Here is a 10,961-nt window from a genome sequence, read left to right as displayed (position 1 = left end):
AGATTTACAAATTCTTTCTTTATTGTATAATAAAAAGAAAAAAATTCAAATTATTTTTAAAATTGTTTAAATTTAGGAGGAGGTAATATTGTCATTTATTACAGGTTTAGGTATTTCAGGGTGTGGTAAATCGTCTACCTTGAAAGTATTGGGTAAATTAATTAACTTCGAAGTGTTAGTAGAACCAGAAGAAGATGAATGGCCACTTGTAGCGCAAAATAGAGACCTATATGGACATTTTACGGAAATAATGTGGTTTAGGTCTATAAGAGTTCCGCTATTGTATTTAGCAGAAAGCATAAAAGAACAAGGGAAAGGGGCTATAGTAGACTCATATTATAATAAAGTTTTATATCACTATTTTGAGAAACCTGGAATGGAATGGTTTATAGAAAACACAGATCCATATTTTACCTCGTTAAAAGAGATTACTAAGTTAGATTATTATAATTTGCCCAATCCTGATGTTCTAATAAACTTTGAAATTGATTATGAAGATTGGGTTTCTTTATTAAAAAAAAGAAATAGAAACTTAGATAATAACCAAGGTTTCAAAAAAAGTTATGAAGCCCAAACTCATATTCTTGATGCAGGGAAAAAAGTAGCAAAAGAATTTGACATTAAATTAATTACATTTAAGCAAGAAATAACTACACCTCTTAGACAAGCTCACCGATTAAAGTTGGAATTGGAAAAAAATAATATCATACCAATCTCTAAAACTAATTAAGAAAAGGAGAGTTACATGTCTTATTATTTTTATGCCATGATGCAAAGGTTATCTATGATCCCACGTTGGAATGGTACATATAGTTTAAAAAGTGAAGATGTTGCACAGCATAGCTTTAATGTTGTCGTTTTTACTCACGCGCTTTGCATGATAAAAAAACAAATTTTCAATGAGGAAATTGATATCGAAAAGGCCCTTGAGTACGCCATTTTTCATGATTCAACTGACAGCATTACTACCCACATAATATCCCCTATAAAGAATCATTCATCAATTAAAGAGAATTACACTATTACAAAACAAAGTGCTAAAAAACATCTAATTAAAGGTTTACCAATCGAGTTACAATCTAGTTATTTTAATACTCTACACGTTGAAAACATGGATATTGAATACATTGTTGAAGTAGCAGACCAATTGGATGGTTATTGCAAAGCAATTTTCGAAGTGAAAAGAGGAAATAGTGAATTCAAACCGATACTATCCAAATTTGAGGATTCTTTAGGTAAGCTAGCCTCCGAACATGAATATATTAAATATTTTTTGGATAACTTTATTCCTAGTTTTTTGGATGAAGAAAATAATTTTAAAAATATGGGAGTGTTATGATGGACAATCAAACTATTTTACAATATCTAGATGAATTATTTGGTGATTTTTGGAATTCACCTCATGAAATGAAAGAAGAAATAAAATCTTTTTTTAATATTAATCAAGTTCATTACAAGGATTTAATTGTAACTGGTGAAACAGAAAATCTAACCTTATATTTAATAACTGAAGAAGATGTAACTGTTTTTTGTCCTAAGTCTGATATAAGGGAGAATAAACTATTAAATCGTTGGGATTGCAATTGGGCACATAACTTTAATCAACCTTTACATATTTCCACAATTAAGTTAGACAAAAAATTGATTAAACAATTGGAACTGCCAAAAATGTTATTAATTAACCTTAGTGTAATAGAAAATTTCCCGATACCTAGGCTTAATCTAAGTATTGGTACCCTTGCTTCATACCTTAGGAATAAACAGTTGGCAGACGTAACTATTATTGATATGCAAGTGGGGGTTACTTTAGAAGGAATTGTAGAAAAAGCTTTGGAGATTAATCCAAGTTTGATAGGTATGTCAGTAAACTTTGGACAAAAACAGTTAGCATTTTCTCTAACTGAAAAACTCTTTAATCATAAATTAAATGGATCTATAGATTCACTAATAGTATGTGGGAATGTAATACCAACATTCTCTCCTGAACAATTTTTTGAAAAATTCCCGGAAGTATTAATTGCAGATAAAGAAGGAGAGTATACACTAGAAGATCTTAGCTTGTTAATAAAAAATGAAATTACCATTGAAGATGTAAGAGGTGTTCAATACTTTGATAGGGATCAAAACACCATTAAGTATAATCCAACGACAATTGTAAAAATTGAAGAAGTTCCAACTCCTGCTTTGGACACTTTAAAGGTAATATCGAAACTAAGAGGGGCATTAACTCTTGAAACAAGTCGTGGTTGCGACTATTCTTTATGTACTTTTTGTCCGAGGGATCACAAAATGAGATCATGGAGACCATTCACTGTAGAACAAACGTTAAAACAAGTAGATGATTTAGTTAAAGCAGGTACCGCAGTTGGTATTAAGCCACATATTTATTTTGCTGATGAGGAATTTGTCGGAGAATTACCAGATGGAAAAGAAGCAGATAGAATAATTAACATTTGTAAAGGATTATTAAAAAGAAAAGATAAAATTAAGTTTGATATAGCTGTAAGAGCAGATTCGGTATATGAGCCAAAACGCAGTAAGGAATGGAATGTTGAAAGATTTAAAATGTGGTATTATCTTGCAAAAGCAGGGGTAGACAGGGTTTTTATTGGTGTAGAGTCTGGAAGTGAAAAACAATTAAAACGTTATGGAAAAGGTACTAAACCAGAACAAAACATCGTTGCACTTAGAATTTTGAGCGCTCTTGGGATAAAGTTAAGAATTGGTTTTATTATGTTTGATCAAATGATGGAAGGGTTTGATGATTTAAAGGAGAATCTAAATTTTCTTGAAAGAGAAGACGCAGTAATTAAAACAGTAGATATGAAGAAGATGTCCTTTGAAGAATTATACGATAAATTGGTTCTAGATAAAAAGTACATTAAGCAACATCAGGTTGGAAGGCCAGTTCATTCTATTGTCTCCTATATGCTGGCTTCAATGGAAGTGCTAATGAATTCCCCCTATTCCAGAATGTTGAAGCTAACAGAAAAAAAACGTGATGTTGAACTGGTATTGAATGATGGAAAACCAGATACAAATATGGCTAGATATGCAATAACCTTTTTAGATAAAAGAGTTGGTGAATTGAGCCTTGCTGCTCAAAAGTGGATTGATAGTAATTTTAGTATTATGTATACCACTAAAAGTCTTTATAAAGTTGCTTCTAATAGTGAGAGGGGACTGTTATATAACTTCATGGTGAGACATAGAGAGATTAGTCATTTCTTACTGAAATTTTTAATTTCATGCATAGAAGAAAATTATGAAATAGATTCATCATTCAAAGAGTATTTAATTAGAGAGAATTTTTTGTCAGAAGTAGAGGCTTTCTTGCAACAAAAAAGTACAGATACCTCTCTGAAAAATCAAATACTATTATCATTATCTATGTGGCAGCTGCTTATGGAGAGACTTGTAATAGATATGAAGAATGATTTGGATGAAGATAAGATTACCGACAGTGTGGATGACCGTTTAAAGAAATCCTTAAATACTTGGATTGATAAAAAGGATGAGTGGGCATTAATTAATAAATTTGAACTTGTATAATAAAAAATTATCTAGAAGGGTGTTAAGATGAAATATAGAAAATTAGGTAATTCAGGATTATTAGTAAGCGAACTTTCCATTGGAAGCTGGTTAACCTTTGGTAATTATATAGACGATATTAAATCCAATGAAATTGTAAAAACTGCATATGAGTTAGGTATCAATAATTTTGATACAGCAAATGTTTATGAAAATGGAAAAGCTGAAGAGTTAATTTCTCATTCACTAAAGGATTATTCTAGAGACACGTATATTATTTCTACAAAGGCTTATTTTCCAATTGGTCCTTGGCCAACTCAAAAAGGTTTATCAAAAAAGCATTTAACTGACCAAGTAAATACTAGTTTAAAAAGGATGAATCTTGATTATATAGACATCTTTTATTGTCATCGTTTTGATATCAATTCTTCTGTAGAAGAAACATTAAGAACACTAGAAAATCTAGTTAGACAAGGGAAAATATTATACATTGGTGTAAGTAAATGGACAGTTGAACAAATGAAGAAAGCTTTGGAAGTCGCAGACAAGTATCTACTAGAGCGAATAGTGGTAAATCAACCTCCATACAATTTGCTAAACAGAAAGATAGAAAACAATGTTATTCCTTGGTGTTCAAATAACGGTATATCACAAATAGTGTATTCACCTTTGGCTCAAGGTGTCCTAAGTGGAAAGTACTTATCTGGTTCATTAAATTCAGGAAGAACTACAGTGAAAAATTTAGATTTGTCTCCAGCTGTATTAACAAAAGTTCAAAAGTTAGTTGATTTATCAAATAATTTAGATCTAAATCCTGCACAATTATCTTTAGCTTGGATATTAAATAATCCTAACATTACAAGTGCAATAATTGGTGCAAGTGAAAAAGAACATGTTATAGGAAATATTAGGGCTATTGATGTAAAATTAAGTCAAGAGGTACTCCAAAGCCTCGACGAGATTTTCATGGAGAAAGAGGAGGAAATATTCAAATGAGCAATGAAAGGTTCAAAATGGTTGGAGCTGTACACCTTTTTCTAAAAAAAGATAACCAAATTCTATTATTAAGAAGGTTCAATACTGGATATGAAGATGGAAATTATAGTGTGATTGCAGGTCACTTAGACGGAAACGAGGAAGTAAAAAAGGCAGCTGCAAGAGAGGCGAAAGAGGAAGCGGGTATTATTTTAGATTTAGATGATATTGAAGTAGTGGGACTAATGCATAGAAAAACAACGGACGAGAGAATGGACTTTTTCCTTGTAGCCGAAAAATGGCAAGGGGAAATAATAAATATGGAACCAAATAAATGTGATTTACTTACTTGGTTTGAACTAGAAGATCTACCTCCAAATATTATCCCATACGTAGAAAAAGCAATTAAAAACTATACTAATGCTATATGGTTTGACAGTTATGGCTGGTAATTAATAGATTAATACTTTGCAATGCACCTTACATAATCATTATTGTAAGGTGTTTTTTTGATTCAATTATTTATTAATATTAAATTGATAATATCTTTTTTTACGTTGGTAATAGTTTAGTGTTAACCTTAGGATTTATTCAACAAACAAGCAAATTTACTGCTCTTAAATCAGAAGAACTACATTTTCGACTTTCTATATTTTGGCGCAAAGTGTTGTACTAGTTTTAATATTATGTGTGACATTAAAGACAAGATACTATTAAATACATTCATTTGCCTCTATTTTTACAAAGTAATCATAAGGTGTGTTTTAACGAAGAGAAAGAATTTTTGAATCTACTATAAATTTACAAATCGCTGTTCCGCTATATATCCCAGTTTGTTGAAGCTCAGTATATTTTTATGTTTCGATATTTAAAGATAATCAGGTAACCTCGTTAGTCATCTTGATTACTAGTAGAGGTTTTATAGTATGGATATGGATTTCTGATGAAGTTATGATGTAGGGTACAATGCCTTTTATTTAATCAGGATATTTACAGAAAAGAGGCGACGTTTTTTCTAAATAATTGTTGTGACAATAAACACGAATGTCACTTTATTGAAAAAATATACTCCAACAGTTAATAAGCCCTTGTTAGAGAAGAACATTTCTTATTTTTACTTGATATCTTTTAAAGTAGTAACGTTAAAACAACGGCAATTATTCGTTAGTCTCAAGCTGGTTAGTATAAATTTATTGTCTAAAATTGATAAATGTTAATCCTTATTGGAGGTGTATCACAAACTGTATTGACAGGGTTTAATGTGAAATCAACACTCATATCATCACTTACATTGAAACTGCATTATGTCGTAACAGAAGTTACCTGTAATTCGTTCCACTTTATAATCCACACCAAATACTCCTGTTGTAGGCTGATATTTGCAAGTCTACCATAGTATTAACTTTTACTAAGCAATTTCTTTCGAAAAGGTTTTTTGTTTCCGTTGTCAAAATAATTGGAGATCAAATACTGTTGGTTTGAAATAAAGTTACGATGTTTATAAAAAAGATGCGATGTTTTGAATAAAGTCGCGATGCTTATAAAAAAGATACGACGTTTTACCCTTTGGATATATATCTCTAAAGGGATTTTTATAATTAGAGATAGAAAATCTGAACGACAATATAGTTATTCAAGAAAAGGGCCATATTGTGGAATAACAAGTATTTTTGATTAATTATTTTTGGTTATAAATTCTTAGGAGGTCCATAAATTCTAGACTGACTTAATTAGCTTGCTAAGACTTTATAAAAAATATCACATCCCATCACCGTTATCCGAGGTGGATTTTAAAATTCTATACGACACAATGGACAAATTGTGTTTGAAAATATATAAATTACTCCATCTAACTAATGGTAATATGCTGTGATTTTATTCTCTAAATTAACCATTTTTTTGTTCACAAAATCAACAAATCTATTGAAAAGCTAGTTTATTAATATTTGTAGAATATTGGTTAAAACTACCTAATTACATAATTCTCACATAATGATAAGCTAAGTTTGTTCGAACAATTAATTACACAAACTGGTTTGTAATCTATATTATCGATTATTAAAAAGAGAGTGTTAGGAGAAAGAGTTCATGAAAAGAATTGCTATTTTTGGAATAATATTATCAGTACTGTTTAGTTCAGTAATCACTACAAAAGCAAATGCTATAGATTTAAGTAGTGGCCAAGTAAAAGTAAATTCTACACATCAGATTAAATTGAATTATGCTAAGGATATGGAAGATTTAACAAATGAAAATATTTTAAAGGGAAACAAGGAGAAGGTTGGTTTAACCAAAGAGAAATATAAGAATACCTTTATAAACCTAAATATAAAAATCGAAGAAAATAACAGTGAATCATATTTTGATGTACACACAGTGACTAAAGTGAACGATGACAATTATAAAGGTAATTATAATGGAAGTTTAGAAAAGTTTACCGGTGAAGAAGGAATTTATTACTATGGTCCACTTGAAGGTACATCAGAGACAAAAGGGGGATCAGAAGATAGTATCTTAGGTTTATATTTTAATCCATCAACAAAAAATGCTATAGTTACAATTTCAATTGGTGAAATATCTGAAAAAGGCATAGGTAGCCTGTTTTTTGGAGATCATACAGAACTTTCTAAAGCTGAAATAAATAAGGCAGAAGAATTAATTGAATTAAAAAACAACAAAAATACAGTTGTACAAACATCAAATTTAGTAACACCAAAACTTGCTCCAACTATGTTAAAAGTTGCTACAAGTATAAGTAGTCAAGATGTTTCTACTCACATGGGTACTGACGATGTTGGTTATCTTGGCAAAGGTGGAACTGAAACACTCCCAACTACATTTACTAATATCGGGGAAACTACTGGTGTCACAAACTTTTATTCATCTAATAATTCTGATGGTACAACTACAGTTACTATGCGAACTTTTAGTAATATAAGTGTTGTAGAGAGTTATCTAAGAGACCCTCTATATGCTAAAACTACTGCTAGGGCTCAAGGACTTAATATGCTATTTACGGGTTCAACAAATTTAGATGTGTTAGAGGATGAGGTTTGGCCAGCAGCCGGAATAGGACTCAATATACTGGAAAAATGGTGGTATTTAGAAATATTTTTAAAAGAACCTTTGAAACTAGTAGCTGAACAGTTAACCTTTAAACCTAATGTTACTCATGTGAAAGATGTAAATGTAAATAACAATGCTCTTTATTATTTTAATGTAAAAGTTCGTAATGGTTTAGGCACTGAGATTGATTTACCATCAGGCACAACTATAGGTAATTCATATAAAACTAATGGAGGGTTTGTAACACACTTCACATATAGAATTAAAGGTAGTAATTCAGGCGTGGGTGCTGCTTCGATTGAACCAGTTACAAGAATTAACTATTCTGCAAGATTTGAAAATAATTATCAGAATCCAAATTCATCATATACAGCATATTATTGGACAGGTAGAATGATGGAAGTGAAATGGACTGATTAAAAAATTATTATCTAGGCTTAAAAACTTGAAATACTCTGTGTTGGAGAGTGGAAATATTGAAGTCAAAATTAATTAAAACCATTTTATTATTTTCGTTTGTTACTTCTCTTTTTCTTAATCTAGTGTTATTTGAGACAACAAATGATAATGCAGCCATTATCAATAATTCATACACGAAATATTTAAGTAACCAATTTGACATTGCATATGAAATGGAATATTTAGTAGAGGCAATCGATGAGGGTAACACAGAGTATTATACCTCTGCGTTGAGAAAAATTAAAAGTGCATCTGATGAAAACTATTATTTAAGATTACCTGTTGAAACTGAAGTAAGGGCCTTTGTAAAAAGCTCATATATGAGTATTTTTGGGCTATATGAGAAATCACTCACTGATTCATTAACTAAAGAGGACTTAGCTGAAATAAAAAAATTAAACAATCAATATGCTGTTTTTACTGAAGGGTTAGAAGAAATAAAAATATCTAATCTTAGAACTAAAGAAATAAAACATGAGTTATCAACTAGAATCCAAAAACTAATTGACTCTGGATATTTTGAGGATTAGTTTATAGGAACAATAAAATATTAGGTTAATTATAGCATGGGCAGATGTTGCTCATGCTTTTCTTTTTATTCACCTCAAGTGATATTATGGTTATTATGTTGGTAATATAAATCGGGAGGCGGAAATGTTAGATTTTCATTATTAAAAAAATGATGATATTCAAGGAGAACTGAACTATATCCATCGCTTGAAAACCATTCTTAAGTTAAATGACAACATGACTCCTACAGAAAACTCATTATTAGAAGATCCTGTGAAGATTATTGACATTTTCTTTTTAGGGGACGATAAGGCTCCAACGGATGTCATGGGACTTCCTGAATATCCATACACATTCACCGCTACTGTAACGTATCGCGAAGAAGAAATAACAATTGAGAGAGCAATATATGGCCCAACAGTATTAGGGTTGATTGAAGTACAACATGGGGTAGAAAATAAACCGATTAGCTACTTTAAAGCTGCTTATCGCTATAAGGATAGAGGAAATTAACGAAAGATTAATATAAAAGAGTAGGAGATTGAGGTTTTAAACTAGAATAAGCATAGTGACGCATGTAAAATCATAAAGAATGGTGTGTATACTATGATTCTAAAAAGGCTTAAATTCAAAACTCCTGATACAATAGAGGAGGAATTATCAATCCAGAAACAAATCAATACGATGATATCTAATGGGTTTGAACTAAAGAGTATCATGCCTCAGACGTTCGAAGGTGACACAGAATATAATATTGCGACTTTTCAAAAAGTCGAGTGTTGATATAATATCTTGTAGTTTGAGAGTATTATAGTTCTTTCAATTGGATAAACTGCCTGATATAATAATATTCTCTAAGAAAGGTAGGTTTTAAAATTATGAATAAAACAGAATTAGTAAGTGCAGTTGCAAGTAAAGCAGAACTAAGTAAGAAAGACTCAAGTGTAGCGGTGGATGCAGTATTTAAAACTATTCAAGAATCTTTAGCAAAGGGTGACAAAGTTTCTATTCTTGGTTTTGGCAATTTTGAAGTACGTGAGCGTTCAGCACGTAAAGGTCGAAATCCACAAACTGGTGAAGAGATTGATATCGCAGCAAGTAAGGCCCCAGCTTTTAAGTCAGGTAAAGAACTAAAAGAAGCGGTTAAAAACGGCTAACATACATACTACTAGTCAATCCAAGTCTATCAATAGATAGGCTTTTTTTATTTGTGATTAATAGTAATTTTTTACCACATATGTAATGCTCTAACTTATGATATTCTTTCTTTATAGAAATAAATAAGTGGGGGTACAAAGTGAAAATAGTATTTGCCTCAACTCCTTTACAAGAAAAAGAGATTAGGGAGTTAATTCATGATTTTTATTCGGAAATTTTGCCTCAATATTTTTCAGATGAGGATATCGTTCGTTTCAAAGAGCTTAATATATTACATGTAGGAGACATGCAAGAGGTCTATCACGGAACATTAAAAGAAGCGTTTCAGGTGATATCTAGTTTACAAGTACTTAAGGCATTAATCGAGACAATAAGACCAGACAATGTTACAGATAGACACCATAAGATATTTATTAAGAATGAAAAAATATTAAATGAATATCAATTGTCATTTCCGTTCAAACTAGAACAATTCATTACTGCGAAAACACATACCTTTAGTGAATACAGTCAGCCGACTAATCGTTATATCATCTAATCAGAGCACTAAGATACATATGAAAAATGGAAGGCGAGAGTAGAAATCTCGTCTTTTTGAATTGAAAATATTTAAAAAAGTCTATCTTCCTTTCTTAACGCATATATCAAGAAAAAAGCGATTAGGAGGGGAGAGTATGGGTGCTAAACGTCAAGACGCATGGAAACAGGATGAGGATTTGTTATTAGCTGAGGTGGTACTAAGGCACATAAGAGAAGGTGGAACACAATTATCAGCCTTTGAGGAAGTAGGAAAGCGTTTATCGAGGACAGCTTCAGCTTGTGGCTTTCGGTGGAATTCATTTGTTAGAAAACAATATAAGACAGGAATTGAGCTTGCGAAGAAGCAACGCAAAGAGAAAAATAATAGTAAATCATTAGAGGATAAAGCTGAGGTGCGACATATAGAACAAAAAAATAGTGTTGAACGTTTAAATATATCAAACGTCATCAATTATTTACAATTGCTTGAAGGACAAAGTCAGCGTTATGAAGATATTGCACAAGAGAATGAAGAGTTGGTCCATCGTATTAATCAACTTGAAAGTAAGTTGAAAGAGTTGGAAGTGGAAAAAGAAACTCTTTTAGTAAGAACATGCGATATCAAGGAAGACTACAAGACGCTGCTTACTATTATCGAACGAGCTCGAAAGCTGTATATGTTTGTTGAAAAAAGTTAGTAATATCAGTGTTTTGAGAGGAACAAGAGTTCTTTTGATGGGGAA

At 31.1% G+C, this 10,961-nt stretch carries 12 protein-coding genes; all 12 read left to right on the top strand.

Going from position 1 to position 10,961, the window contains the following annotated elements; all coding sequences use genetic code 11:
• Positions 1-88: 88 nt before the first annotated feature.
• The 12 genes from V1503_RS24545 to V1503_RS24490 all read left to right on the top strand — a co-directional run bounded on the left by V1503_RS24545 (position 89) and on the right by V1503_RS24490 (position 10,916).
• Positions 89-730 carry a P-loop NTPase family protein gene (locus tag V1503_RS24545; RefSeq protein ID WP_410629886.1) on the top strand — a complete coding sequence of 214 codons (642 nt, stop codon included), beginning with the start codon at positions 89-91 and terminating at the stop codon, positions 728-730.
• A 15-nt stretch (positions 731-745) separates the two neighbouring features.
• Positions 746-1,339, top strand: coding sequence for a 5'-deoxynucleotidase (yfbR, locus tag V1503_RS24540; protein WP_410629884.1), 594 nt, complete (start codon positions 746-748; stop codon positions 1,337-1,339).
• Positions 1,339-3,552, top strand: a complete 2,214-nt coding sequence (locus V1503_RS24535) for a B12-binding domain-containing radical SAM protein (RefSeq protein ID WP_410629882.1) — start codon at positions 1,339-1,341, stop codon at positions 3,550-3,552. Before yfbR ends, V1503_RS24535 begins: the two co-directional genes overlap by 1 nt.
• Positions 3,553-3,579: 27 nt before the next feature.
• Positions 3,580-4,527, top strand: a complete 948-nt coding sequence (locus V1503_RS24530) for an aldo/keto reductase family protein (protein ID WP_410629880.1) — start codon at positions 3,580-3,582, stop codon at positions 4,525-4,527.
• Complete coding sequence (locus tag V1503_RS24525; RefSeq protein ID WP_410629879.1) at positions 4,524-4,958, top strand: NUDIX hydrolase; 435 nt, start codon at positions 4,524-4,526, stop codon at positions 4,956-4,958. The genes V1503_RS24530 and V1503_RS24525 overlap by 4 nt, the downstream gene beginning before the upstream one ends.
• Positions 4,959-6,594: 1,636 nt before the next feature.
• Entirely contained in the window at positions 6,595-7,992 is a 1,398-nt protein-coding gene (locus V1503_RS24520; RefSeq protein WP_410629877.1) for a hypothetical protein, read from the top strand.
• A 56-nt stretch (positions 7,993-8,048) separates the two neighbouring features.
• Positions 8,049-8,561, top strand: a complete 513-nt coding sequence (locus V1503_RS24515; protein WP_410629875.1) for a hypothetical protein — start codon at positions 8,049-8,051, stop codon at positions 8,559-8,561.
• Between the two features lie 217 nt (positions 8,562-8,778).
• Positions 8,779-9,054: a hypothetical protein gene (locus V1503_RS24510; protein ID WP_410629873.1), complete on the top strand. Its 276-nt coding sequence runs from the start codon at positions 8,779-8,781 to the stop codon at positions 9,052-9,054.
• Positions 9,055-9,147: 93 nt separating this feature from the next.
• Positions 9,148-9,324, top strand: a complete 177-nt coding sequence (locus V1503_RS24505; protein WP_410629872.1) for a hypothetical protein — start codon at positions 9,148-9,150, stop codon at positions 9,322-9,324.
• A 95-nt stretch (positions 9,325-9,419) separates the two neighbouring features.
• Positions 9,420-9,698, top strand: coding sequence for an HU family DNA-binding protein (locus V1503_RS24500; RefSeq protein ID WP_410629870.1), 279 nt, complete (start codon positions 9,420-9,422; stop codon positions 9,696-9,698).
• A 140-nt stretch (positions 9,699-9,838) separates the two neighbouring features.
• Positions 9,839-10,237 (top strand): DUF5365 family protein, encoded by a 399-nt coding sequence (locus tag V1503_RS24495; RefSeq protein WP_410629868.1) that lies wholly within the window; start codon positions 9,839-9,841, stop codon positions 10,235-10,237.
• Between the two features lie 136 nt (positions 10,238-10,373).
• Positions 10,374-10,916 carry an RsfA family transcriptional regulator gene (locus V1503_RS24490; RefSeq protein ID WP_410629867.1) on the top strand — a complete coding sequence of 181 codons (543 nt, stop codon included), beginning with the start codon at positions 10,374-10,376 and terminating at the stop codon, positions 10,914-10,916.
• The last annotated feature ends 45 nt before the right edge of the window (positions 10,917-10,961 follow it).

It is taken from the genome of Nanhaiella sioensis, assembly GCF_046557775.1.
Lineage (GTDB): Bacteria > Bacillota > Bacilli > Bacillales > SM2101 > Nanhaiella > Nanhaiella sioensis.
The sequence above is the reverse complement of the archived record's forward strand: the minus strand, read 5'-3'. Positions and strand labels throughout refer to the sequence as shown.

Excerpts from the sequence above, each read along its gene's own strand:
- yfbR (WP_410629884.1), top strand. The coding sequence starts at position 746 with ATGTCTTATTATTTTTATGCCATGATGCAAAGGTTATCTATGATCCCA.
- V1503_RS24535 (WP_410629882.1), top strand. The coding sequence starts at position 1,339 with ATGGACAATCAAACTATTTTACAATATCTAGATGAATTATTTGGTGAT.
- V1503_RS24530 (WP_410629880.1), top strand. The coding sequence starts at position 3,580 with ATGAAATATAGAAAATTAGGTAATTCAGGATTATTAGTAAGCGAACTT.
- V1503_RS24525 (WP_410629879.1), top strand. The coding sequence starts at position 4,524 with ATGAGCAATGAAAGGTTCAAAATGGTTGGAGCTGTACACCTTTTTCTA.
- V1503_RS24520 (WP_410629877.1), top strand. The coding sequence starts at position 6,595 with ATGAAAAGAATTGCTATTTTTGGAATAATATTATCAGTACTGTTTAGT.
- V1503_RS24510 (WP_410629873.1), top strand. The coding sequence starts at position 8,779 with ATGACTCCTACAGAAAACTCATTATTAGAAGATCCTGTGAAGATTATT.
- V1503_RS24505 (WP_410629872.1), top strand. The coding sequence starts at position 9,148 with ATGATTCTAAAAAGGCTTAAATTCAAAACTCCTGATACAATAGAGGAG.
- V1503_RS24500 (WP_410629870.1), top strand. The coding sequence starts at position 9,420 with ATGAATAAAACAGAATTAGTAAGTGCAGTTGCAAGTAAAGCAGAACTA.
- V1503_RS24490 (WP_410629867.1), top strand. The coding sequence starts at position 10,374 with ATGGGTGCTAAACGTCAAGACGCATGGAAACAGGATGAGGATTTGTTA.